The following is a 24,550-nucleotide window of genomic DNA, read 5'->3' on the forward strand; positions in this document are numbered from 1 at the left end:
GCACGTCGGGGCGGGAGTGCCGACTTTCCCACCGGAGCGGGTGATCAGGCTGGGCACCGGGCGGCTCCTGTGGGGTAGCGGCCAGGGCGGGCACTGGTCAAGGAGAGCCGCAGGTCAGGGACGGTCCTCGTGATGGCCGCACAGCCACGCCAGCGCCTGATAGGTGCCCAGGGCGTACGCGGGGTCCGTGCGTTCTTCCAGGGCATCGCGCAGGCGGACCGCGGCGGCCTGGCATTCGGCCAGCAGCTGCGCCCGGCACGGCCCGGTGGCCCCGAGCGCGGCAACAGCGGTGACCGGTGCCGCGATCTGGGCTCCGGTGGCCCACCGGTAGGCCCCCAGGACCCCGTGGTCGAACCCGCCCCAGGGCTGGGGGCGCCGATTGGCGGTCTCGATCGCGTCGAACACCTCGTCCAGCGGGCGCACCCCCACCGCCGGGATCGTCGTCTCGTCACTGGTCATGCCCGCAACCTACGACGACTCGCAGCCACTCGCCGCCGGGCCCGACAGCCGGATAGTGGACCGGCAGGGTTCCGGGCCATCGGATCCGGCGCAACCGAGTGAACCCCCCTGCCAGGCAGCGGCCCAAAAGCCGAACGCGGCATCGCCTCGGCGGTCCCGCGCCAAGCCCCCTCGAACGCTCCGCGGCCCCACTCTGAACGGCGCTTTCGCGCTGCGGCGGCGCCAGAGCACAACCGAGCGCTGCCCCCGGCGGATCGCTCAGTCGCTTTCCGCAGGCAACGCAACCCGGCGCACCTGCCCGGCCTCCAGTTCGACGACGACGGCCAGCACCGGATGCAACCAGCGCACCACCGACCGCGCGCCCGGATGCGGCTGCCTAAGCAGCCCGGCGACCAACGCCCCGAGCTCCACCCGCTCCCGCTCGGAGATCTCCCCGGTCACCAGCCGCCGACCGTCGGTGAGCACGACCAGCAACCGCTTCCACTCGCCCGGTTCGCCGACAGCCCCGGTCACCCAGCCCTTCACCGTGACCCACCCGGGTGCCGCTCCGACGCGGACGGCACAAGCATCAGCAAACTCCCTCCGTACACGGGACGCGATCATCCGAGCATGCCACCACGCATCGTCGGAGACGATCCGCACGGCGGCTCTGGCCCGTCGTTTCCCACAGGTCCGTGATGAGCAGCCGCCCGCCGGAGGACCTGCCCTGCCCGGTACGCATACCTGCCGGACAGGCCGGTGGTCCGCGCCGGCCGTGTGCTCCTGGCGCTCCCGGCAGGCGGAGAATCACGTTGCAGAGGGCGTCGGCGCGCTCGTCCCTGTCCGGCCTGCCGAGCTCCACCCATGTGGCTTCGACATGCAACACTCCTCGAAAGCAAGGGAGTTGTGCAGATGTCCGGCCTGCCGACTGGCGCGTGGGCGCTGGGGTAGGCGCGTTGGCATGCGTCGGCCCACCGGAGGCCGACGCACACAGCCGTCGCAGGAGGGTGATCCGATGCAGAAGTCCGCTGTCCGCCCGATGCCCGTCACGTTCCCCGACAGCCCGCTGCCCGACGTCCCGGTCGACGTGGAGCTCCGCTTCGACACGGCCCTTCCGTATGCGGCATGCCTGGTGTTCCCGCTGACCCCGTGCGGCTGCACCGGCTCCGACGCCGAGGTGTGCTGGTACTTCAGCCGGGATCTGCTGGACGAGGGGCGCCACGTCCCCAGCGGCACCGGGGACGTCAAGATCAGCCCCGGACCGGTCGGCGAAGTCCTCATCACCCTGCAGGGCCCCGACGGCCGGGCGGTGCTCAGCGCCCCGGAGGACGTCGTGGCCGCCTTCCTCACGGACTCGTTCACGCTGGTGCCCGCAGGTTCGGAAACCGACCACCTTGATATCGACGCCACTCTCGCCCGGCTGCGCGCCGCCGGCTGACCGCACGAAGTGCGCCGGCCGGGCGCCCGGCCGGCGCACGGGTGCCGATGTGCGCCCCGGTCACCTATGCCAACGAGGACGCCTGGGATCTCCTCGGGCACTACGTCGCGTGGCTGGCCGCGGGACTCGCGGCACTGCTGGTCAGCCTCACCGCGCGGCTGTGACCTGCCCCGGCAGCTCCGGCCCGTCAACCACAGCCGGGCCTTCCTCTTCCGGTCTCATCTTGACAGAGAGGGGAACAGGAATAGGCCGCTCCTCTTCCTGATTGGTCTTTGCATACGGTCGTGCGAAGGGGGTAAGGGTGGCCGATCTGAAGGTGTTCCGGCGGGGTGCCGATGGCCGGGATGTCGAGCTGCAGGGTTCGACGGTGGCGCGGGAGCAGCAGGAACTGCAGCGACGGGTCGAGGCGGCGCTGGAGCCGATGCTTGGGGTGCGGTTCCTGGCATCGGAGTACGTGACGGGGCCGTGGCACCAGGGGCGGATCGACACGCTCGGGCTGGACGAGGACGGCGTGCCGGTGATCATCGAGTTCAAGCGCCGGCGGGATGCCGGGGTGATTACCCAGGCGGCGTCCTACCTGGTCTGGTTGCTGGCGCACCGGCACGAGTTCGAGGCGCTGGTGCGTAGACGTCTGGGCGCCGATGTGGCGGAGGCGGTCGATTGGCGACGGCCTCGGGTGATCTGTGTCGCGGGCGAGTTCTCCCGCCATGATCGGGCTGCCGCCTCGCTCTACCAGCGGGACTACCGTGTGGACCTGGTGCGCTACCGGGTCTTCGGTCCCGACCTGCTGACGCTGCAGCTCGTCGAGACCGTCCCGGGCTTCTCCGCCGCAGGGTTCGCGCCGATGCCGTCCGGTGCGGGCGAAGCTGCGGACGACGAGCCGGACGTTGTCGCGGTACCGTCGGGGTCCTCGCAGGTGGAGGTGCCGGGGTGCCTGCGGGAGCTGTACGGCGAGCTGGACGAGGCGCTGACCGCGGCGGGCGAGCTGGAGGTGGTGCTGCTCAAGCACTACATCGCCTACCGGCGGCTGCTGAACGTGGCGTCAGTGATCTTCCGGCCCTCCGTGTCGCACAGGGCGATCCTGGTGTACCTGCGGCTGAACCCGGACTCGGTGGAGCTGGAGGAGGGCTTCACCCGCGACGTACGCGGCATCGGTCACCTGGGGACGGGTGACCTGGAGGTGCGGATCGCCTCGTCGGCGGACGTGGAGAAGGCGGTGCCGTTGATCCGGCGGGCGGTCGAGGAGTCCTGAGGGCCTTGGAAGGGCGGCTGGAGCGTGGTGCTCCGGCCGCCCTTTCGCGTCTTCGGACGATCGCTGTGGCGGCGGTTCTCATGCTCACGCCTCCGGTCCGGCGAGGGTGAAGTCGTCCTGGGTCTGCTCTGCTCGCAGTCGCTGTTCGGCGATCTCGGCGTAGTGCGGGGAGAGTTCGACTCCGACGAAGCGCCGGCCTTCGCGCAGGGCGGCGACGCCGGTGGAGCCGCTGCCGGTGAAGGGGTCGAGGACGGTGCCGTCCTCGGGGCAGATCCGGACGAGCTGCTGCATGATCTCCAGCGGCTTCTGGGTGATGTGCACCCGGTCCTTGCGGGGCTGGCTGGCGATGAAGTGGCCGGGCAGATAGAGGTCGCGGCCGTTGTCGAGGGTGCCCTTGACGCCCCAGGTGATGAACTCCGCGGACTGTTTGAAGCCGCCCTTCCTCGGGCGGCTGGCGGGCTTGATCCAGGGGATGGTGCCCTGCCAGGTCCAGCCGGCCATCTGGAGAGCGTCGCTCGTGGTGGGCTCCTGCCGCCAGTCGGAGAAGACCATGGCGACCGAGTGCTCGGTGCTCGCCCGGTAGGCCTCGGTGAGGAGTTCGGTGAGCCAGGCGCGATAGGAGCGCTGGTCGCGGTTTTCGCCGGGGAAGGTCTTGAGGTCGTGGGCGGAGCCGCTGGTGACGTACTTGGCGCGGGCGTCGCGGCTGGTGCGCTCGGAGCTGGTCCGGCCGCCGCTGTTGTACGGCGGGTCGGTGATGACCGCGTTGACGGATTCGTCGGGGAGGTTCTTCAGTACGGCGAGGGCGTCGCCTCGGTGGAGGGTGAAGTCGTTCACGGGGGCCTTCCTCGGGCAGGGGTGTACCGGCTCCGGGCGGCGCGCCGTGGCAGCCGCCGGGAGCGGTGGTGCAGGGGACGGTAGCCGCGATCGGCAGCCGTGCCTAACGGACAGCACGAGGACGTCGGGGCTGGTCGGGGCTCGTTTGGTGCGGCCGGAGTTCGCGTCTACTGTCTCGCCATGCCAACCGGGCAGCGGGCCAAGTCGGCCCGGCCCGAGGCGCATTGGCCCGCGCTGTCCCGCCCAGGCGAGACCGCGCGACGGAGTGCGCGAATCTTCCCTACGCCCGAGGGGTGCCTCGTGTTCCAGCTGAGATTACGAGCGCGGCCGGCTGCCGCGCGTGACCCGAGACCGGCGTCCGGGAGCTACCAACTCCCCCGACCCGGACCCGCCCTGAACGGCGGTTTCACCACCAGCGCGGTGCCGGCGACTTCTTCGCACGAGGAGCCGGCACCGCGCTCTCCTACGAACCCCGCAAGGAGCCGCTGCGATGCAGCATGCCCTGGCACACCCATGCCCTCATCCGCCTCCGCCGTTGGCCCGGTTCCGGTTCGGTGATCGGCGGGCACCGTGAAGAAGGCGGTCAGCGCACTCGTCGGGGCCGTCGCCTGCGGCCCGCTGATGCTGGCCCTGCCGGTGGTGATCGCCGGCGCGGGCAACGCCTCGGCGACGTCCGCCTCGTGTCCGCCCGGCGGCGGTCCGCAGGGTGTGGACAGCTCGGCCGTCGCGGCGCAGGTCGAGGCGATCCTGAAGGGTTCCAGTCCGCTCAGCGCCCCGAGCGTGGCGGGGCTGAGCAAGCCCGACGAGCAGATCCCCAACGCGAAGACCATCCAGGCCACCGGTGTCGCCCTGCACATCCCGATCCGGGGGCAGGTCGTCGCGCTGGCAACGGCGATGCAGGAGAGCGAGCTTCGCAACATCCGCTACGGCGACCGGGACTCGCTGGGCCTGTTCCAGCAGCGGCCCTCGCAGGGCTGGGGCACGCCGGAGCAGATCATGCAGCCGGTGTACGCCTCGACGAAGTTCTACGCGGCACTGCAGGAGGTCAACGGTTGGGAGTCGATGACCGTCACCCAGGCCGCCCAGGCAGTGCAGCGCTCCGGCTTCCCCAACGCCTACGCGAAGTGGCAGCCCTTGGCGGAGGCCCTGCAGAAGGCCATCGCCCCGCTGCTCTCCCCCGCCACCGGCACCTCGCCCACCCCAGCGCCGACGCCGACGACGGGCAGCACCCCAAGCCCGACGCCCAGCAGTGGGGGCTGCGGTACACCGACGGCAGGTGGTGACGGCACCGACTTCGGGACGATCCCGCCCGGCTCGCTGCCGGCCGGATACAACATCCCGACGGACGCGCCTCAGCCGGTACAGACCGCGATCCGCTGGGCGCTCGGACAGTTGGGCACCCCGTACCAGTGGGGCGGCACGTGCGCGAACTCGCACGGCGCGGACCCGATGGGCAGGTGTGACTGCTCCTCCCTGATGCAGGTGGCCTACCGAACCGGCGGGGTCTCACTGGAGCGGACCACCTACGACCAGGTCAAGCAGGGCACCGCCGTCTCGGCGGACGCGCTCAAGCCCGGTGACCTGCTGTTCACCCGGGGCACCGCGGCCGTGCCGGAGCACGTCGGGATGTTCATCGGCTCGGGGCTGATCGTGCACGCCCCGAAGACCGGCGACGTGGTCAAGATCTCGACTCTCGCCTCGTGGCGGGCGGAGATCCTCGCGGCCCGCCGGGTCGTCTGACCCGCACTCTCCTCCCCTCCCTCTTCTCCCCTTTTCTCCGGGCTGCCTTGGCATGCCTTGATTCGAACTGGAGTTCAATCTTGTATCTCGCGGACGCCGTCGTACAGCTCGCCTACGACCCCGGAATCACCCCCAACGAGGGTGGCCTGCCCGGCCTTTCGGTCCTCAAGCAGGTGATGGGCTCGCTGAACTTGTTCGGCATCATCGCGGTCGTCGGCGCCCTGGCCGTGAGCGCCGGTGTGTGGGCCTGGGGCCACCACAGCGGCGGTCACCAGGCCGAGGCCAACGGCAAGAAGGGCGTGCTCGTCAGCGCCGGCGCCGCCCTCCTGCTGGGCGCCGCGAACGGCGTGGTGAGCTTCTTCTCGACGCTCGGAAGTCAGGTCAAGTAATGCAGAAACGTTCATTCAATGCCGCCCGCGGTGGTCTTTCCAGCGGCGCGCTGGTGCGCCGCCGGGTGCTGTTGGGCACGGCCGTCCTGGTGGTGCTCGTCGTCTGCTCCGGGATCCTGGCCTACGTCACCCGGGACGGCCGGAGCTCCCCCGAACATGCTGCTGCGGCCAGCTCGCCCGCGCCGGGCCCGTCGGGTTCGGTTTCGCCGGGCGCGCGCTCGGCCGCGCTGCCCGGGCCGCCGTCGACGCACGATCCGATCGCGTTCGCGAAGGCGGCGGCGGTGGCGCTGTGGTCGTACGACACCCGCTCGTCCTCCCAGCCCGAGCTGGTGGCCTCCCTTCACCGGTGGCTGACCGACGAGGGCCAGTACGCCGACGCGGACTCGGTCGACCGGCTGGTCCCGTCGCCCCTGCTCTGGGGGCGGATGGCCGACTCCGGGCAGTTCGCCTCGGCGACCGCGGCGGAGGCGCACTTCCCGGAGTCGTTCACCCGGGCGCTGCAGGCGGATCCGGGGGCGATCTCGCAGGCGTACGTCTACGCCGTGACGGTCTCCGGGAAGCAGTCGATCTCCTGGAACGGTGCCCCGGCCGGCGGCGCCGAGGACCGCTCGGCCACTCTCGCCGTCCAGTGCCGTCCTGACCGCCCGTGTGCTCTGGCCGGTGTGCTGCCGGCCTTGGCGCCCTGAGCCCGGGAGGTACTCGTGGACATCTGCAACCTCCCGATGATCGCCCAGGTCTGCACCGTCGTCGACGGCATGAACTTCGTCAGCGACCCGGGCAAGAGCATCACCGACGGCATCGGCGCGTGGATCGCCAAGTCGATGGGTGAGCTGGCGGCCAGCGCCGTCGACCTGTGCGCGAAGGCGGTCGACGAGACCACCGCGATCGACCTGTCAGCGCCGTGGTTCAGGGACAACTACCAGCTGATCCTGCCAATCGGGCTGATCCTGACCGTGGGCACCTTCTGCGCGCAGCTGATCCTGGCCGCCTGGCGCCGGGACGAGCGAGCGCTGGCCAAGGCGGCGTGGGGCACGATGACCGGTGTCCTGTTCGCCTTCGGGGCGATCAGCTTCACCGCGGTAGCAGTGACGACGGTCGACGCCTTGTCGGCCGGGTTGTTCCAAGCGGCGCACACCAGCGTGGCCGACGCCGTCAGGCGCATGATCAAGGTCACCCAGTTCGGCGCCATGTTCCCGCTCGGCTGGGCGATTCCCGCCCTGGTCGCGGTCGGCAGCGCGATCGGGGCGTTCCTCTACTGGTGCGTGATGGTCGCGCGCAAGGTCGGCGTCCTGGTGCTGGTGGCGCTCGCGGCGTTCGCGGGTGCCGGCGGCGGCTGGGAGGTCGCCAAGCGCTGGCGGCGCGGCTGGATCGAGGCCACCGCCACCCTGATCGTCAGCAAGCTGCTGATGACGGTGGTATTCCTCGTCGGCGTCTCCGCGCTCGGCAAGACGGACGCCAAGGACGGGATCGCCGCGCTGTCCGACGCCCTGGCCGGCGTCGTGATCATGGTCATGGTGCTGCTGTGCCCGTACGCCGTCTACAAGTTCGTCCACTGGGCGACGGACGGCGGTGGCCACGACGACGTGCACCGCACCGGCATGGCCGGGATGGCGACCGTGGCCGGGGCGGCGAAGACCGCCGGTTCCCTGGCCATGCAGTCCGGCATGGGGATGCCGGCGCCACAGGGACCGCCCCAGGTTCCCGGGGTCGGCGGCGGCGGTGCTGCCTCCGGCATCGACCCGACCGGCCGGATCAGCGCGGACGGCATCGACGCCGGCCCCGCGCAGCAGCCGACGAAGTTCCGCTTCGGCGAGGACCCGAACGCCGGCGGCGACCGCGGCCGCGCCCTGGTCACCCGGCCCGGCATCCCGTCGCTGATTACCCGGGCGTCCGCCGGAGGCGGCGCCGAGCGGTCGAAGTCCGACGGCGGCGAGGCAGCCCCGGCCCCGGCCGCCCCGCGTGTCCAGGGTGCCAACCTGGCAGACTCCGTCGCTCCGTCTGCTGTCGGGAGTTCTCCGGCTTCCGGTACGGCCTCGGCCCCGAGCGTTCCCGCTCCTCCGGCACCGGTCGGCCCCGCCGTTCCCCCGCTGCCGGCACCGGCTGCTGGTAGTCCGGGCCCGGCTGGAGGCCCGGATCCGGGACGCTTCGTCTACCCGAACCGGACCGCCGAGCCCGGGTCCTGACCAGTATCCTCCTTCCCCGGGGTGGGCGGCCCAGCGCCGCCCGCCCCGGGCCCACCATCCCCGAAGGAGCCCCGCGATGACGTCCAGAAGAGCGCCGCGCCCCCGCCCGCCGCCCGCACGCGCCTCCCTGGAACCCCGATGTCCTCCACTCCGAAGTCCGACGCCACCCCCGCGTCCGTCAAGTTCCCCCACCGCTCCAAGCGCGGCATCCTGCTCGGCCTCAGCGCCCCGCAGCTGGTCGCCTCCGCCGCCACCGGCCTGCTGCTGCTCGCCGTCCTCACCACCCGCGGCGTCACCGGCGCCCTCCAGCTCATACCTGTCTGGGCCACGGTCGCCGCCGCCGTGTTCGTCCGCTACCGCGGTCGCACCCTCGCCGACTGGGCGCCGGTCGCCGCCCGCTACGCGCTGCGCCGCCTGCGGGGGCAGCTGCTCTGGCTCGCCCGCCCCTCCTCCCGGCCGGTGCGCGAGGGCCTGCTGCACCTTCCCGGCAGCGCGGCCAGCCTGCGTGTGGTCACCGCCCCTGACCGCCGGTACGGCGCCGTCCACGATCCGCACGCCGGCACCCTCACCGCGATCGTCAAGGTGAGCAGCCGCGCCTACGCCCTGCTCGACCCCGGCACCCAGAACGCCAACGTCACCGGCTGGGGCCGCGCGCTGGCGGCCCTCGCCCGTACCGGCCAGGTCGCCCGCGTCCAGGTCATCGAGCGCACCGTCCCCGACTCGGGCGACGCGCTGCGCCGCTACTGGGAGGAGCACGGCCGCCCCGACGCCCCGCTGGCCGGCGCCCTCTACGGCGAGCTGATCCAGAACGCCGGTCCGGCCGCAGCCCCGCACGAGGCCTACGTCGCCATCGCTCTCGACTTCAAGGGCGCCCGGCGGCTCATCTCCCAGGCCGGCGGCGGCCTCACCGGTGCCTTCGCCGTCCTCGCCCAGCTGACGAGCTCGTTCGAGCAGTCCGCCCGCACCGCCGGCCTCAACCCGACCGGCTGGCTTTCCACCGCCGAGATCGCCGCCGTCGCCCGCACCGCCTACGACCCCAAGTCCCGCGCCGCCCTCGACCGCTGGTCCGAGGACGGACGCCCCGGCGCAGCCCCGGCCGCCGCCGGACCGGTGGTCGTGGTGGAGAAGGCCGACCACATCTCGACCGACTCCGCCCACCACGCCACCTACTGGGTGGAAAACTGGCCGCGCACCGAGGTCAACCCCGGGTTCCTGCACCAGGTGCTGTTCGCCTCCGGGGTGCGCCGCACCGTCTCCCTGTCCTACGAGCCGCAGGACCTCGACTCGGCGATGCGCGACGTGCGCCGCAAGAAGGCCTCCGTCATCGCCGACTCCGCCGAGCGTGCCCGCAAGGGCCAGGTCTCCAGCGAGGCCGACTCGGTGGAGTACCAGGACATACAGAACCGAGAGCGACAGCTGATCGCCGGCCACGCCGACGTCGCCCTCACCGGGCTGCTGACCGTCTCGGCCGACACCGAGGACGAACTGCGCTCCGCCTGCGCCGTGGTGGAGACCGCCGCGGTGGGCGCCCAGCTCGACCTGCGCCCGCTCACCTGGCAGCAGGGCGAGGCGTTCACAGCCTCCGCTCTGCCGTTCGCTCTCGCCGCCTGACGCCGGCCCTCCCACCTTCCGAAAGAGCACCCCGATGCCGGCCACCACCCCTGTCGTGCAGGACTTCGTCCCGTACGCGACCGCCGCGATCGACTTCCACCGCGCGCTCAACATCCCCACCGGCCCGCTGGTCGCCTCCCGCGCCGAACTCGACTCCCTGCACGAGCACCTGGTCGCCCTGCACGCCCTGCTCGACGCACACGCCCAGCGCACCAGCCCGCTGCTGCCCGGGGAGGGCGACCATCTCAAGGCCGCCCGCACCCGCCTGTGGCAGGCCGCCGACCACCTCCACGCCGCGTACCACAGCGCGCCCCGGCCCGGCACCGGCGAAGTCCCTGCTCCCGAGGCGTGTCGCACCCGCCGGCCCGAGGGCGCGCCCGAACTGACCATCTGCCGCCGCCACCAGCAGACCGCCCACCTGGTGCGCCGCCGCGCCACCCCCGCCGACCTGCACTCCCCGTTCACCGGCCTCGTCCGCCACTGACTTCCGAAACCCGTGATCATGTCCAGGAACCGCGCCACCGCCTCCCCGCTCTTCGTCCCCCGCAAGACCACCCGCGCCCAGCAGCGCGCCGCCCGCGCCGAGTTCGCCGAGGCCCGCACCAAGGCCCGCTCCGCCCAAGCCCCCGCCCGACGCCGCGAACACGAGGGGCCCGACCCCGACCTGCGACCCACCTACCCCGCCTCCGGGCGCCCGGGTCCCGCCTCCGCCCGCGGCGGCAAGCTCCGCCTACCCAAGCACCGCCTGACCACCGCCGTCGCCGGCGGCGCCTACCCCTTCCTGGCGGAGGCCGGCCTCGGCGCCGAGGGCACCTTCATCGGCCGCGACCTCCACGCCGAAGGCTCCTTCTGCTTCGACCCCTTCGCGCTCTACAACTCCGGTCGAATAGAAGGGTTCACGAACCCGAACGCGATCCTGTGCGGCGTCATCGGCATGGGCAAGAGCGCGCTCGCCAAGTCCATCGCCACCCGCTCCATCGCCCACGGCTACAAGATCTACGTACCGAGCGATCCGAAGGGCGAGTGGACCGGGCTGGCCCAGGCCCTCGGCGGGCAGACCATCGCCCTCGGCCCCGGCCTCCCCGGACGGTTGAACCCTCTGGACGCGCCGGAGCGGCCCGCGGAGGTGAGCGAGGAGGACTGGAGCACCGAGGTCCGCAAGCGCCGTCTGCTCCTGCTGGCGAGCCTCGCGGCCACCGTGCTCAAGCGCGATCTACTGCCGATGGAGCACACCGGCCTCGACGTCGCCCTGGACCTGGTCGTCGCCGATGCCGAAGCTGCCGGCACGGTGCCGCTGCTCGGCGACATCGCCCACGTCCTCGGCCGTCCCGAGCGCCTCGACGCCGCCCTCGGCAACCAGGGAGGCGGCCTCGGCCACGCGACCGACGACCTCGCGCACGCCCTGCGCCGCCTGGTCCACGGCGACCTGAGCGGCATGTTCGACGCCCCGTCCACCGTCACGTTCGACCCGAACGCGCCGATGCTCTCCATCGACCTTTCCCGTCTGGGCAGCAGCGGCGACGACACCGCCCTCGTCCTCGCGATGACCTGCGCGAGCGCCTGGATGGAGGCCGCTCTCACCGACCCCGCCGGCGGCAGGAGGTGGGTGGTCTACGACGAGGCGTGGCGGATCATGCGCCACGTCGGCCTGTTGGAGCGCATGCAGCAGCAGTGGAAGCTCTCTCGCGGGCTGGGAATCGCAAACCTGCTGATCCTGCACCGCCTGTCCGACCTGCTGTCCGCGGGCGACGCCGGATCGCGCGGTCGCGTCCTCGCCGAGGGCCTCCTGGCCGACTGCTCAACCCGGATCATCTACCGCCAGGAACCCGACCAGATCCCCGCCGCCATAGCCCTGCTCGGCCTCACCGGCGTCGAAGCCCAAGCCATCGCCGCCCTCACCCGCGGCCGCGGCCTGTGGAAGGTCGCCGCCCTCTCCTTCATCGTTCAGCACCTCCTCCACCCCATGGAAAAGCAGCTGTACGACACCGACTTCCGCATGGCCGCCTGACCGCCCCGGCCCTCCGAGAATCCTTAACTCACATGCCCAGCACCGACATCGAGTCCTACCTCGACCACTCCCACCTCACGGCAGCCGACTTCACGGCGTTCGAGCAGCTGCTCGCCGCCCAACGCGACCGCCGCCCGTACACCGATTCCGACTGGCACCTTGTACTCAGCTCCAGCGGCCGAGGCGGCGACGGGCGGTGGGAGTCCACCTACGCGCTGTTCCGCCCGGGCGGTGCCTTCGGCACCCCGACGCCCGACGACGAGACGTACGTGCGGGTGTACTTCGACGAGAACGGCCGAGCCCTGCCCGACCAGCCCCACCGCCCCGCGCCCGTCCCTCCGTTCGCCGCAGAGCTGGTCGAGCACCTGCCCGGCTGGACCGTCCAGCCCAACCCGCTCGCCCCCGGCCGGGACCTCGCCGAACTCCGCCGCCAGGCCTGGGGCTGGGGACGGCTTCCTTGGAACACCGTCTCCGCTCCGCACACCGCCTTCACCCTCACCGGCCCGAACGGTGAACGCCTCCTCGCTGTGCGGACCGGCGTGGACGCCCCGCTCCTCGTCGGCGCTGCCCGGCCCGACAACGTGCCCGCCTACGACCCCAGGGCAGTGCACCTGCCCACGCCCGTCGCCTTCCCCGCTGGCGCACCGCCGGCCGCCGTGGCGGCCGAGCTCACCACCACCCTGGGGCCGCGCTGCCAGCAGGCCGCCTGGAAGGCCCGCGCGAGCGCCGCCACCCACGCCGTCGAGGCCCTGCGCCGTCTGAGCACCGCCTACATCCCGGCCCCTGGCGACCCCTGGGGCCACGGCGAGATCGGCTCCTTCGACTCCCAGGAGGGCCGCAACCGCGCCGCCTGGCCGTACACCGAGACGCTCATCGACCAGGGCCCGTACCTCGTGGCCGGCATCCGTTCCGCAGCGACGATCGAGGACCACCTCGACCCCGCCATCGGCCCCGACCTGCGACAGCTCCACGTCACCGAGACCGCGCTCGACAGGCTCCGAGAGGTCCGGGACGGCTGGCGCGCCGACATGGCCGCGATCACCGGAGACCGCGCCGCCGCCGAGCGAGCGCGGGACCGCGCCGAGGACCTGCGCAATCAGGAGGCGTGGCAGTGTGCCGCGCCGCTCACGAACGGCCCGCTTCCCGCGCTGGCAGCACACGTCGCACCAAGGATCGGTTCGCCCGAGCCGAACCGCGAACAGCAGGTCAAGGCCGCACTCGCGCGCACCGGCCCGGTTCACGGCCCCAGCACTGCGGCGGCAACGTCACCGGTCCCGCCGACGCCGGGTGCACTCCGGTGCGCGCGGTGAGCGTCTAGCACGGCTTCGCAGCCGGACCAACTCCCCGGTCTTCGGCATCATCAGCTCCCCGCCCCGCTGCGGCCCGTCCGCGCACCCGCAGGAGCACGCCATGCAACCCGACCAGCTGACCGTCCTGTTCGCCGAGAACGGCTTCGGCGTCACCGCCCACGTCTACGGCCCGGACACCCCGCCCGGCCGCGACACCACCGGTCCTGGCCGGCACTACGCCCACGTCACCCGACCCCTCGCGCAGCGGGGCCTTGAGACCGGGGTCGACTTCGGAGCGGACGACCATGTCGTCGTCGCGCAGCTGCACGACGGCACCTTCCTGTCGATCTCACCCCCGCCGGACGGCGGACGCCCCGAAGTCCCCGGTTTCCCGGACGCGTGGCTCGTGAGCCGGTACGCCCCGGGCAACGCCGAGCTGCCCGAAGTCCTCTACGACAGCAGGCCTGGCGGGCCCGACGCCCGCAAGCGGGGGAACGTGCCCGAGCTTCTCGCCGCCGTCGACGAGTACCTCGACGGCCTGGGCGTGCCGTCCCGCCAACAGGTCCAGGCCGTACGTGCCGGCGCCGAGTCCGCCCTCCACCGCGCCGGGTTCATCCCCGTCGTCCGTGTCCACGAGACCCATCACCGGCTTCCCGTCGCCATGGTCGACCCCGGCGAGCGCCGGAGCGCCGTGACGCGGGCCGTCGACCACCTGCGCGCCGCGGGCTACCGCTTCACCTGCCCGGCGGACCTGATCGACCACAGCCTTTCGCCGACGCTGCCCCCGTCCCGGTCGCTGGCCCAGGTCGGCGAGGCCGTCTCGGCAGCCGGGCACACCCGCGAGGTGGCCGACGCGCTGAGCGAACTGACCGCTCCCGGCGACGGCGTCCTCGACCAGGTCGTCGGCGTGCTCCACGAAAGCGCCTCCTGGTGGGAGGGCCTGGGCGGCGCTTCCGATCCGCACTACGCCGCCCGTCTGCGCCACATCGCGGACATGGCGGACGGCTACGTGCGGGAGATCCGGGCGATGCGCGGCGACCTCGCCGATCGGCACGCCGCTCACCCCAGCCGCGCCCGGCCCGCACCCCGGGTCCCGGCCCGCCTCGACACCCGGGTGCTCGCCGCCGTCGCCACCTCCCCCACCGCCGTACGCACCCTCACTGGTCACCCGGCCGAAGCCGTCCTCGCCGCACCGGCCGCCGTCCGCTCCGCGGGTCCGCGCCGCTGAACCCCTGCCCGGGAAGGACAACCGCCGTGCCCCGCCGCCGCAGACCGCGTTCCGCCCACCGCTCCCACCGTCCGACCACCAAAGCGGAGCCCCACCGTGTCTGCCGCCGAACCCACCCAGCTTCCCCACGTCGCCATCGGGCACCACCCGAACCACGGCATCGTCGCCTCCCTGCCCACCCAGTCCCCGGCCGCCCAGTGGATGCTGGAGCGCCTCGACTTCGAGCGCCTCCCCGGCCACCCCACCCTCTACACACTCACCGACCAGCACCTCCAAGCCCCCGAACGCGCAGCGTGGGCTGCCAAGCTCCTCACCGACGCCGGCTATCGCGTCGACACCGACATGGCCCTGGCCTCCGAGAACACCGGTCGGCAGAAACGGGCACAGGAACGGACGGCCGCCGCCGAACCGACGCCCAGCCACCAACCGGACACCGGTCCGGACGTCGCCTTCGCCGAGCATCCGACGCTGGGCATCGTGGCCGCCGTCAACGACCACCTGCCCTTCAATCCGGGCATCTTCCTGGACACCGACGGCTGGCGCCACCACCGGGACCTGGACGTCTACTTCCCGCCGACCGGCACCCGGGCGGAGTCGCTCGACATCGTGGCGCACACCGTCACGGGACTGCGACGCGGCAACTTCCAGGTCGCCCTGGAGCCCCGGCTCGCCGAGGACGTCGCCGCGCACCGCGCCGAGGTCCGGCAGGCGTTCACCACGCACAAGTTCCGCGTCGACGAGGCCGCGCTCAAGGGCCCCACCCACCAGCCCGCTCCTGCCGCCGCAGTCGGCACCAGCAGGCCCCCCGCGGCCGTCGACCCCCGCATCGCCTTCGCCCGTACGCGCTGACCAACCCCGCACCACCTCGAGGAAGCCTCTGTGCCCGCTGCCGCCACCCCCTCCGACGACACCCAGTTCCTCCACCGCCCCAGCACCCCCCGCTCCCGCGCCTCTCCCAGGAGCCGGACGTAGCCTTCGCCGTCCACCCCAAGTTGGGCATAGTCGCCGCTCTCCGCGACCACCTGCCCCGCGAGCCGGCCGAACTCCTCACCGAAGCGGGATGGCTCCACCTGGCGAACCTCGACATCCTCCGAGCGCCCGGCGACGGCCTCGACGCCGTCACCGAGGCGACCATCCGCCTCCAGCGGGGCCGGTACACCGTCGCCGTCGAGCCCGCCCTCGCGGACACCGTCCTCACCTGTGCCACCACCGGTGACCACCACCGCTGACCAACCAGCACCACGAACAAGGGACAGACGAGCATGGCAGTGAAAAAGGTCTGGACGATCACCCACGCGTGCGGGCACGAGGCCGAACGCGACCTCGGCGCCCGCCCGGCCGACCGGCGAGCCGGCTTCGCCGAGTGGCTGGCCAGGCAGGACTGCACCGACTGCTGGCGCGCCGCCCAAGGCGACGACGAGACGGGCAAGGCCGAGTGGCTGGAGGCCAAACGCGCCGCCGAGCAGGCTGAGTCGGAAGCCTGGTCCCAGCAGTACCGGATGCCACCACTGGAGGGCACCGACCGCGGCATCGCCTGGGGCATCCGGTGCCGCCACCAGGTCCTCACCGCCGCCTACACCGCCCTCGTCCTCGACGGGAGCATGCCGGAGCCGCAGTGGGAGCAGATCGAGGACCAGGCCCGCACGATCACCCGCGCCGGCTGGTGGATCGACCAGCGCGCCTCCGAGCCCGCCGATCTGCCCGAGCTGCTCGACGCGGCGCTGGACACCGACCGGCCGACCGAGAACCCCTTCGTGTGAACCCCCGGTGCCCTGCCCCTGCGGGCAGGGCACCGAACCAACTCCCCTTCCTCGCCGTCCGATTCGAGAGCACCACGACGGCCAGCCCCCTGCACCGCAGCGCCCGGCGCGCCGAGGACACCACCGATCCGCTCGCCGCACCTCGCTGACGCTCGCGGAACACCCCGGCCGGGCCCAGCCGCCTCCTACCACCGACTTCCAGCCCGGCCAAACCGCCGAATCCGCGGATTCTCGGTCTCCCAGCCCGCCCGCCGGGCCCCACCGCCCGTCCGAGAGGGGACGCCGTGATCGCCCACCTGCAGCGCGCCACCACCACGGCCGCGCTGATCCCCACCCTCTACGGCCTGGACGACCCACGCGGACGGCTGCGCCCCAGGCTGATCGGCGCCGACTACCGCGGCGCCGACAAACAGCTGCAGCTACCCCTGTTCGGCGACCCGCACGAGGTCCTCGGCGGCGGCGTGCTCGACGCCCCGGCCCTGCGGATCGGCTCCCGGGCGCCCGAACTCCCGGTGTGGATGTGCTCGGTGCGCTCCGACCCCCGCCAACCGGACCTGAGCGACGCCCAGTGGGCCGACGTCGCCCGGCGCCTGGTCACCGCGACCGGACTCGCCCCCGTCGACGACCGGAACGGCTGCCGGTGGGCCGCGATCCGCAATGGCGACCGGTCCGTGCACGTCGTCGCCACCGTCGTACGCGAGGACGGATACATCCACGGCACCTACCGGGACCCCTTCCACATACAGGCCGAGTGCACCCGCATCGCCGCCGAACTCGGCCACCTCACCCGTACCGTCACCACTTCCAAGGACCACCGGATGCCCGCCATCACCATCGGCGCCGGGCCCAGCGGCAGCGTCGTCGCCACCGGCACCAGCGACGACCTCTCGGCCACCCTGCTCCGCCACGCCGGGTTCAAGCAGATCGACGACTGGCACGGCCGCCGCCACCGGCTGCCCACCACGACGCCCAACCACGAAGCAGCCGCCTGCGCCACCCACGCCGCCGAGATGCTGCGCGCCGCCCGCTACAAGGTCGACCTCGACCCCCGGCTCGACGTCCAGCCGCTCGCCACCGCCGGCCAGCAGATCCTCGATCTCAGCGATGAGCTGCGCGGCAGCACCGACTTCGCCGAGCTCGCCGGCGTGCTCGACCGACTCCTCGACCCGGACGACGGGATGCTCGTGCGCCTCCAGGAGGCCTTGGAGACCGCCTCCGAACAGATCACCGATCTCGACCCCGACCAGGTCGAACTCTCCGACCGATTCGGGTCCTCGTCCGACCAACTCGTCGAGGTCCAGGCCGAACTGGACGGGGCCGTCGACGAGGTCCGGCGCGCCGGGTCCCGCGCGCCGGGCGCCACCGACGGCAGGGGCACCGACGACCTGCGAACCCGCGCAGCCCTCGCCCGCAGCACCACCCCCGGCATGTCCACCGCAGCCGCCCCCACCCGGCTGCCGCCCGCATCAGCTACATCGGCCCGGCCTGCCGCCCGAGCCCGCTGAATCGCTCCGCCAGCCAAGCCCCGTGGAGAGCACCGTGATCCGCACCAGAGCCGAGCGCGCCCCGCCCACCGCCCGCTCGTACCTCCCTGGACCTCCTCTTGCCTGCCCCTCGCACGAGCGCGCCGTCGACCACCACCGGCACGGACGCGCTGCTCTACCTCCTGTTCGGCGTCCTCGGCGCTGTCCTCGCCTTCGGCTCCCTCGCCTGGCTGACCGGCAACCTCACCAACGCCCTGGCCGGCTCCGGCCCCTGGGCATCGTTCAACGCCACCAACGCCCTGCTGCACCCCAACCGGCTGTGGCCCCACCTCGGCCCCGCCGCCGTCCTGGTCGGCGCCCGCCTCGTCCCCGGCGTGCTCACCCTCGCCTCCACCGTCACCGTGCTCGCCCTGTGGCTCCGCCACCGCGCCGGGACGAAGAGTGGTCTGGCCCGGGCAGCGGACATCGCACCGCTGCTGGACGAGGAAGTCACGGACAAGGCCCGCAGCCTGCGCCCGAGCCTGAAGGACGAGAAGGAGGTCGCGCCAGCCGACCGCGGTATCCCCATCGGCACGCTCTCCCCGGGCAAGGCCGAGGTCCGCGCGAGCTGGGAGGACGTGATGGTCGCGATCATGGCGCCGCGCTCTGGCAAGACGAGCGGCATCGCGATCCCCGCGATCCTCGCCGCGCCCGGGCCCGTGCTGTTGACCTCGAACAAAGCCGCCAACGACGCCTACACGGCGTGCGTGGACGCCCGGGCGAAGGTCGGCAAGGTCTGGACGCTCGACCCGCAGCAGATCGCGCATCACCCGCGCGAGATGTGGTGGGACATCCTCGCCGACGCCCGCGACCTTGCCGGCGCCAAGCGCTTGGCCGGGCACTTCGTCACGGCGAGCGTGGACGAGTCCAGCGGCTCCGACTTCTGGTCCACTGCCGCGAGCAACACGCTGGGGGCCCTGTTCCTGGCTGCCGCGAGCCACCGCCGTCCGATCACCGATGTGCTGGCCTGGCTCGCCTCGCCTTCCGACCGCACCCCCGTCGACCTGCTCGGCGACGCCGGCCACCACGCGGTCGCCGCCCAGCTCCAGGGCACCGTCACCGGGGCCACCGAGACCAGGGATGGGATTTTTGAGACGGCGCGGCAGTACGCCAGCTGCCTGCTGGACCCGGAGATCGCCGCCTGGGTCACCCCCACCAAGGGCGTACCGGAGTTCAAGCCGTTCGACTTCGCCTCCTCCCGCGACACGCTGTTCCTGCTCAGTAAGGACGGCGGCGGCTCCGCCAGCGCGATCATCGCGGCGGCGGCCGACGCGGTGATGCGCGCGGCCGTCATCGTCGCCGAACGCAACGGCGGCCGGCTCGACCCGCCCGCCCTGTGCGTACTCGATGAAGCGGCGAACGTCTGCAAGATTTCGGACTTGCCGGACCTCTACTCCCACCTCGGCAGCCGGGGCGTCATCCCGATCACCATCCTGCAGTCTTACCGCCAGGGCCAGCGCTGCTGGGGCGAGGCCGGCATGGATGCCCTGTGGTCCGCCGCCACTGTGAAGGTGATCGGCAGCGGCATCGACGACGCCGACTTCGCGGACAAGCTGTCGCGGCAGATCGGCGAGCACGACGTGCAGACCGTCTCGGTCTCCAACTCCGACAGCGGCAAGTCGACTTCGGTCTCGATGCGCACCGAACGCATCCTGCCGCCGGACGAGATCCGCGCGCTCCCCAAGGGCAAGATCCTGCTCTTCGCCACCGGCATGCGGGTCGCGATGCTCGACCTCAAGCCCTGGTACAAGGAGCGCTCGGCCAAGGAGATCGGCCCGGCTTCCTCCCGCGCCACCAAGGCCATCACCGAGCGCGCGCTCGCCAAGGCCGCCCACAGCCGCGACGACTTCACCCTCTCTGCCTGAGCACCCCGCCCGACGGCGCCGGTCGACAGCACCCCCAGCCGGCGCCGCACGTCCTTCCCCACCTCGCCTCGATTCCCCTTGCTCTCCGGGAGTTCTGCATGTCCGATCCGAACGCCGTCAAGCGCCCGCGCGTATCGGCTCCGCTGTCTGGGGCGCCGGTGTTCCGGCGCGGGGGCCACTGGTGGCTGGTCACCGGGGCCGGTTCCCTTCTCGCCTCCGACCCGGTGTTCACGGGTGAGCTGGACCGGTGCGCCGCTGCCAGGGCCGCCGCCGACCGCGAGGTCGCCTGTCTGCGGGCCGAGGGCGACGGGGCAGCGTGATGGACCCGCTGCTCACGGGGGAGCAGGCCGTGCTCGGCGCGGTGCTGCTCGATCCGCGCCAGCTCGATCGCCTGGGCTGGCTGGAGCCGCGCGACTTCTACCGCCCGGCCCACCAAGCCCTGTTCGGCGCTCTGCGCACCCTCGGTGGTGCCGGGCACCCCGCGCTCGCCGCCGAGGGTGCCGTGCCGCTGGCCTGGTTGAACGACAGCCTCGCCGAAGCCGGTCGGCACGTCCAAGGTCTCACCGCCTCCTACCCGCATGCCCTGATCGCGGCCTGTCCGCACCCGGCCAACGCGCCGGTCTACGGCCGGATGGTGCTCGAAGGCTCCATCCACCGCACCGTCGCCGAGCATGCCGCCCGCCTGCTCGCGGTCGCTGAGGAGGGCGCCCGGCAGCACGAGGCCGACGGCACGGTCGCCCAATCCGACGTCCTGGTGGGCGTCCTGGTCGACCTCGCCCGGCGTTGGGGAACCCCGCCGAGGCCGCAGGGCCCTGCCGTGCCGCCGGCCGTCGTCGCTGCCGCACCTGCGGCGGGCCAGATCGAGGACGAGCGGTTCCTGCTCGCGCTGCTCATCCACCAGGACGGGGCGATCGGCGAGGTGTTCGGCTGGCTGCGGCCCGGCGACTTCGCCGACCGGGGCCACGGCCACCTCTACCGCTGCCTCGGGGCGCTCCACCACCGGGGGGAGCCGATCGACCCGGTCACCGCGCTGTGGGAAGTGCAGCGGCGGGGCCTGCTCGCCGACGGCACCCTCACCGGCGAACGCCTCTCCGCCGTGCTCGGCAACGGCGCGGCCGGCTCGGCCGAGTGGCTCGGCGAGCAGCTCCTGCGCGGCTCCCTCAACCGCACCGCGGCCGTCGCAGCCCGGCAGATCGCCGCTCAGGCCGACGGCGACCGGCTCGCCCCCGGTCAGCTCATCGGCCAGGCTCTTCATGCGCTCGGCCCGGTCGACCGGGTGCGGGAGCGCTGGCGCACGGCTACCTCCCCGCCTGAGTCGCAACCGCGGCCGCACGCCGACCAGGCGGCCCGCGTCAGCGCCGCGCTCGCCCGCAGCCCCACCCGAGCCGCCGGCCGCACGATGCCCGGTGCCGCCTCCGCCCGAATCCCGTGCGTGGTCACTGCCCCCACCGTCCCCACCCGCCCCCACCGGAGCTCCTCGTGAACACACCCGTCAGCGAATCCCTCGCCCTGCAGTCCCTGGCCCTTCGCCTCGAAGCGCAGGAGGCGAAGCTGCCCGTCGTGACCAGCCCGCCGGCCCGGCTCGCCGAAGCCTCCTCCGTCGGTCGGCAGATCACCGAACTCGGCCACCTGATCGCCGAGATCGGTCAGGCCATCGAAGCGCGAGTGGCCGTAGAGCCCGTCCCCGAGCACGTCCTGCGGACGGCCTGGACCTACGGCGAGGTCGCCGACCGGATGGGCCAGACCGTCTCCGCCCTGGGGGCGGCCACCGACCAGCTCGCAACCGCCGCCCACCTCGGCCCTCTGCGCGGCCGACGCGACGTCGACCAGGCCCTGGCGACCGCCGGCCAGGTCATCGAGGAAGCGGTCACGACCGCTCACAGCGAGCTGGCGGAGGCCCGGCGGTCCATCCGGACGTCCGTCTCGATCATCGATGCACAGCAGACTAGGGTCGAGGCCGCCCGTGCCCGCTCGACCGGCGCCCACCCCAGGTCCACGCCGTCCACGCAGGCTGCCGCCGTGGCCGCGCCTGTGTCCCTGCCCCTTGTACGCTCGCGCTGAACTCCCGGCCGGTCCTGCCGAACTCCAAACAGCCTTCCGTCACCTATGGGACAGTATCGGAGCGCGAGAACTGATCGCGGCCGGTAGACCGCGGCTCGAGGCTCCAGGAGGCCGGCTGGGGGCCGAACCATCTATCGACGAACGGGAGGCCAGTGGCCATCAAGGACATGGACCGGAAGCTTCTCTGGGGCCGCTCCGGGAACGAGTGCGCGTTCCCGAACTGCCGCCAAAGACTCATGGACGATGTGGGTACCGATCCGGCCGTGCGGAACCCGGTTGTACTCGGGGAAGAGGCGCACATCGTTGCCAGGGAGGACGACGGCCCGAGGGGCAATCCCAGTCTCCCGCTCTCGGAGCGGAACTCATACACCAACCTCATCCTGCTCTGTCCTACGCATCACACCCTGATCGACAAGGAACACGGGCGCCACTTCTCCGTTGACGCCCTCCTGGCCATGAAGCGTGCGCACGAGGACACCGTCGACCGGCGACGGGAAGCCCCTGACGGAGCGTCGGAGGAGCGGAGCAGGCGGGACGCCCTGCTCCGCGGCCTAACCGCCAGCAGGGGCCGACTCATCACTCGCTGGATCGCCGTGGGTCTAAATCCCGAACAAGCCGAGAACCTGGCCGACGACGGCGAGCTTGGCGTGTGTCAGGAATTCGCCCAGTTCCACAGCGGACGCAAATTCGCAGTTCTGACGGGCGACTTCGGCTCCGGCAAGACCGTCGCTCTGGAGCGGGAGTACCAGAAGGCGGCGTTCCGGGCCATCGACGATCCCAATGCGCCACTACCGGTCCACTTCACTGCGAGGTCAGCCGGACCCGACCTCCTACGAGCTATCGACGAACAGGTCACGCACTTTCCCAACGGGCACCATCAAATAACCGTGTACCTTGACGGCCTGGACGAGTTCGGAGCCGAGCGCACGGCCGAGATCATCGACGAACTCTGGACCTGGCTCTACAGCGCGTCCGGCCGGAAAGTCTTGGCCACCAGCCGCCCGGACCTCAACCTCCGCGCCGACTCCTTCACCCTGCCTGCACTATCGGAGACCGAACTCCAGGAACTCCTCGATCGAGTGGAGGCGCCACAGGACCTGGCATGGCATTCCAACCCTGAGATCCGCGACGCACTGCACAGGCCGCTCTTCGCGCTGATCGCCGCCGACTGCCGCAGGTCCGGCTCCGAAGTACCCCGTTCGCGGGGAGCGTTTCTCGCCGCCCTCGTCGAGCGAGCTCTCACCCGGTCCGCCGGCCTCGGCGTCGAGACATACGCCCTTCTCGCCCGGCTCGGCCGACTCACCTTGGACGCCGGAGGAGTCGTCGCGGCCGGCGAGGCCGGTACCGGGGAAGAGCTTCAGAACCTCATCCGGACCCGTCTGGTCGTCCACCGGAACCGCACGCTCTCCTTTGCCCTACCGGTACTGGGACAGTACTTCGGCGGCCAGTACATCTTGGACAACGGCCTACCGGAACTCTCGGGGTTCACGCCACAACGCCGGGACCGGTGGAGGGATGCTCTTACCTTCGCCGTCTCCAGCGGATCGTGGGACCGGGTGACGGCCTTGCTCCGCGACCTCACGGCACTCGACCCCGGCTTGGCCGCGTGGATCACCGATCAGGCCGTTCCGAAGAACCCACTCGGATCGACGGCGGGCCTTCCCGAGGATCTCGAATGCGCCCGGCGCCTGTCCAGGACGCTTGACGACTGGCTCAGCGGACTCGGCCGCGCAGGATCTCTGCTCAGTTGTTCGGACGGGGCCGGACGCGGGCTCCCCATCGGGGTCGGATCAGACTCCGAGAGTTCCACTATCGGCATCGTGTTCGCTGCTCCCACAGTTCCTACAGGCCGGGAGCGCTTCTTCGCAGTCACCATGCCACCGGACCTGGAACGTGGCGAGGTAGCGGGCTATCGGATCCTCTCGCTCCGCTCAACAGCCGTCGCTTCCGACGTCCCCGCCTGGCCGTGGGAGCTGTCTCTGTCGTGGGTGAAGGCGAGCATGGCGCAAGTGCTCATACACCGAGCCTTCACCTTGCCCGAGAACGTGACTGCTGTCCAGGAGCGAGCTTGGAACATCGCCAGGCTCTTGACCGGGAAGGTCGGCTTCGGGTCACGTCTCCCCATCGCACTCACCGATGTCATCTCGGCGGTCGACGAGATCTTCCGGGAAACTCCGAACATCGCCCTGGTCCGATTCCAAGGCGGCGTCGTCGCGCTGCGGTCGGAACTGGCGACACTCCGCGACCAGTGCGCCGATCAGCGTCTCCTGATCACTCGTGACGGTTTGATCCACTGCCCCTATCCGGCGCCGGACGTCTCGGGGCCTGACAGGGTTTCATGCGATGTCTCCGCTGCCTACAGCCCGGAGGTACTGATCGACATGGTCAGACAGGTCTACTCCGGCGCGCTGTCCATCTACGAAGACATCGTCACGGAGTACCTGGCTCCCATTCGACGGACCCTGCAACTCGGCGGTGCGCTGCCGGTGCGGTTCGCCTGCAAGATCAGCTGGCCTCCTATCGAAACCGACCGGCTGGATGTGGGGCCCATGTTCTTGCGCACCATCCTCCCGTTGCCACCTGGTTCTCCATCCCAGGTCGATGTCACGGAGGTGGAAGACGTCAGCGCCGAGGCCGACTATTGGCCCACCTGGTTTGGATCCATCGACGGCCACGCCGAGTTTCGCCGTCTTCACCCCGAATCGGCCGCATGGTCCGGGCGAAGCTTCGTCCATGAAGTCCTGTCGGTATTTGGGGAGAGTCCGGCTACGGCTCTTGCCTACAACTGGCTTTCAGCGGACCTCAGAGCGATCGGCCTCTCCGATTCGGTCAACATGTCCTTCGGCTAAGTCCTGCGGCAGAGTCGGGCCTAGGCAGGGCTCGGACTCGTGTGCGCATATGGGCGGCGGCCTGCACCACATGGTGCAGGCC

The 24,550-nt window shown here is 71.8% G+C and carries 24 protein-coding genes; 21 read left to right on the forward strand and 3 right to left on the reverse strand.

The annotated features are described in order from the left end of the window. Positions 1 to 114 precede the first annotated feature (114 nt). Both ACFVU7_RS38650 and ACFVU7_RS38655 read right to left on the reverse strand, forming a co-directional pair. Positions 115 to 459 carry a hypothetical protein gene (locus ACFVU7_RS38650; protein ID WP_380741362.1) on the reverse strand — a complete coding sequence of 115 codons (345 nt, stop codon included), beginning with the start codon at positions 457 to 459 and terminating at the stop codon, positions 115 to 117. A gap of 258 nt (positions 460 to 717) precedes the next feature. After that, the gene (locus ACFVU7_RS38655; RefSeq protein ID WP_074003030.1) at positions 718 to 984 is read right to left on the reverse strand and encodes a hypothetical protein; all 267 of its coding nucleotides are present in this window, start codon (positions 982 to 984) and stop codon (positions 718 to 720) included. A 469-nt stretch (positions 985 to 1,453) separates the two neighbouring features. On the opposite strand from ACFVU7_RS38655, the gene ACFVU7_RS38660 reads away from it, so the two are divergent. From ACFVU7_RS38660 to ACFVU7_RS38670, 3 genes are all read left to right on the forward strand, one after another. Beyond that, positions 1,454 to 1,876, forward strand: a complete 423-nt coding sequence (locus ACFVU7_RS38660) for an SsgA family sporulation/cell division regulator (protein WP_387828573.1) — start codon at positions 1,454 to 1,456, stop codon at positions 1,874 to 1,876. Between the two features lie 41 nt (positions 1,877 to 1,917). Further along, a complete protein-coding gene (locus ACFVU7_RS38665; protein ID WP_380786730.1) occupies positions 1,918 to 2,040 on the forward strand; it encodes a hypothetical protein in 123 nt (40 codons plus the stop codon). A gap of 137 nt (positions 2,041 to 2,177) precedes the next feature. After that, positions 2,178 to 3,128 carry a DUF5655 domain-containing protein gene (locus ACFVU7_RS38670; RefSeq protein ID WP_074003032.1) on the forward strand — a complete coding sequence of 317 codons (951 nt, stop codon included), beginning with the start codon at positions 2,178 to 2,180 and terminating at the stop codon, positions 3,126 to 3,128. A gap of 84 nt (positions 3,129 to 3,212) precedes the next feature. On the opposite strand, the gene ACFVU7_RS38675 is transcribed toward ACFVU7_RS38670, so the two are convergent. Continuing rightward, on the reverse strand, positions 3,213 to 3,962 hold the full coding sequence (locus tag ACFVU7_RS38675) for a site-specific DNA-methyltransferase (RefSeq protein ID WP_074003033.1): 750 nt from the start codon (positions 3,960 to 3,962) through the stop codon (positions 3,213 to 3,215). A 570-nt stretch (positions 3,963 to 4,532) separates the two neighbouring features. Here ACFVU7_RS38675 and ACFVU7_RS38680 point away from each other — a divergent pair. The 18 genes from ACFVU7_RS38680 to ACFVU7_RS38765 all read left to right on the forward strand — a co-directional run bounded on the left by ACFVU7_RS38680 (position 4,533) and on the right by ACFVU7_RS38765 (position 24,468). Then, entirely contained in the window at positions 4,533 to 5,702 is a 1,170-nt protein-coding gene (locus ACFVU7_RS38680) for a C40 family peptidase (protein WP_074003034.1), read from the forward strand. An 80-nt stretch (positions 5,703 to 5,782) separates the two neighbouring features. Continuing rightward, positions 5,783 to 6,091, forward strand: a complete 309-nt coding sequence (locus tag ACFVU7_RS38685; RefSeq protein ID WP_063346628.1) for a DUF6112 family protein — start codon at positions 5,783 to 5,785, stop codon at positions 6,089 to 6,091. Further along, positions 6,091 to 6,777 (forward strand): hypothetical protein, encoded by a 687-nt coding sequence (locus ACFVU7_RS38690; RefSeq protein WP_388050619.1) that lies wholly within the window; start codon positions 6,091 to 6,093, stop codon positions 6,775 to 6,777. The genes ACFVU7_RS38685 and ACFVU7_RS38690 overlap by 1 nt, the downstream gene beginning before the upstream one ends. 36 nt (positions 6,778 to 6,813) lie before the next feature. Then, a complete protein-coding gene (locus ACFVU7_RS38695) occupies positions 6,814 to 8,274 on the forward strand; it encodes an ATP-binding protein (protein WP_074003283.1) in 1,461 nt (486 codons plus the stop codon). 138 nt (positions 8,275 to 8,412) lie between these two features. Beyond that, complete coding sequence (locus ACFVU7_RS38700; protein WP_380740961.1) at positions 8,413 to 9,885, forward strand: SCO6880 family protein; 1,473 nt, start codon at positions 8,413 to 8,415, stop codon at positions 9,883 to 9,885. A gap of 34 nt (positions 9,886 to 9,919) precedes the next feature. After that, a complete protein-coding gene (locus ACFVU7_RS38705; protein WP_074003037.1) occupies positions 9,920 to 10,369 on the forward strand; it encodes a DUF6238 family protein in 450 nt (149 codons plus the stop codon). 18 nt (positions 10,370 to 10,387) lie between these two features. Beyond that, the gene (locus ACFVU7_RS38710) at positions 10,388 to 11,893 is read left to right on the forward strand and encodes an ATP-binding protein (protein ID WP_074003284.1); all 1,506 of its coding nucleotides are present in this window, start codon (positions 10,388 to 10,390) and stop codon (positions 11,891 to 11,893) included. A gap of 32 nt (positions 11,894 to 11,925) precedes the next feature. Next, positions 11,926 to 13,203: a hypothetical protein gene (locus tag ACFVU7_RS38715; protein ID WP_074003038.1), complete on the forward strand. Its 1,278-nt coding sequence runs from the start codon at positions 11,926 to 11,928 to the stop codon at positions 13,201 to 13,203. Positions 13,204 to 13,303: 100 nt separating this feature from the next. Further along, a complete protein-coding gene (locus ACFVU7_RS38720; protein ID WP_079272239.1) occupies positions 13,304 to 14,410 on the forward strand; it encodes a hypothetical protein in 1,107 nt (368 codons plus the stop codon). A gap of 96 nt (positions 14,411 to 14,506) precedes the next feature. Then, positions 14,507 to 15,259 carry a hypothetical protein gene (locus ACFVU7_RS38725; RefSeq protein ID WP_074003039.1) on the forward strand — a complete coding sequence of 251 codons (753 nt, stop codon included), beginning with the start codon at positions 14,507 to 14,509 and terminating at the stop codon, positions 15,257 to 15,259. A gap of 143 nt (positions 15,260 to 15,402) precedes the next feature. Then, positions 15,403 to 15,639, forward strand: a complete 237-nt coding sequence (locus tag ACFVU7_RS38730) for a hypothetical protein (RefSeq protein WP_074003040.1) — start codon at positions 15,403 to 15,405, stop codon at positions 15,637 to 15,639. A gap of 33 nt (positions 15,640 to 15,672) precedes the next feature. Beyond that, on the forward strand, positions 15,673 to 16,170 hold the full coding sequence (locus tag ACFVU7_RS38735; protein ID WP_074003041.1) for a hypothetical protein: 498 nt from the start codon (positions 15,673 to 15,675) through the stop codon (positions 16,168 to 16,170). Between the two features lie 284 nt (positions 16,171 to 16,454). Next, positions 16,455 to 17,675 carry a hypothetical protein gene (locus ACFVU7_RS38740; RefSeq protein WP_241852921.1) on the forward strand — a complete coding sequence of 407 codons (1,221 nt, stop codon included), beginning with the start codon at positions 16,455 to 16,457 and terminating at the stop codon, positions 17,673 to 17,675. Between the two features lie 98 nt (positions 17,676 to 17,773). Beyond that, positions 17,774 to 19,558 carry a type IV secretory system conjugative DNA transfer family protein gene (locus tag ACFVU7_RS38745; RefSeq protein WP_074003042.1) on the forward strand — a complete coding sequence of 595 codons (1,785 nt, stop codon included), beginning with the start codon at positions 17,774 to 17,776 and terminating at the stop codon, positions 19,556 to 19,558. A 98-nt stretch (positions 19,559 to 19,656) separates the two neighbouring features. Next, positions 19,657 to 19,878 carry a hypothetical protein gene (locus ACFVU7_RS38750; protein ID WP_388050625.1) on the forward strand — a complete coding sequence of 74 codons (222 nt, stop codon included), beginning with the start codon at positions 19,657 to 19,659 and terminating at the stop codon, positions 19,876 to 19,878. Then, positions 19,878 to 21,041, forward strand: a complete 1,164-nt coding sequence (locus ACFVU7_RS38755) for a DnaB-like helicase N-terminal domain-containing protein (RefSeq protein WP_388050628.1) — start codon at positions 19,878 to 19,880, stop codon at positions 21,039 to 21,041. Before ACFVU7_RS38750 ends, ACFVU7_RS38755 begins: the two co-directional genes overlap by 1 nt. Then, positions 21,038 to 21,619 (forward strand): hypothetical protein, encoded by a 582-nt coding sequence (locus ACFVU7_RS38760; protein WP_388050631.1) that lies wholly within the window; start codon positions 21,038 to 21,040, stop codon positions 21,617 to 21,619. Before ACFVU7_RS38755 ends, ACFVU7_RS38760 begins: the two co-directional genes overlap by 4 nt. Before the next feature lie 152 nt (positions 21,620 to 21,771). Next, positions 21,772 to 24,468, forward strand: a complete 2,697-nt coding sequence (locus ACFVU7_RS38765) for an HNH endonuclease (RefSeq protein WP_388050633.1) — start codon at positions 21,772 to 21,774, stop codon at positions 24,466 to 24,468. Positions 24,469 to 24,550 lie beyond the last annotated feature (82 nt).

The sequence above is a fragment of the Kitasatospora sp. NPDC058046 genome (assembly GCF_042885595.1).
Classification (GTDB): Bacteria; Actinomycetota; Actinomycetes; order Streptomycetales; family Streptomycetaceae; genus Kitasatospora.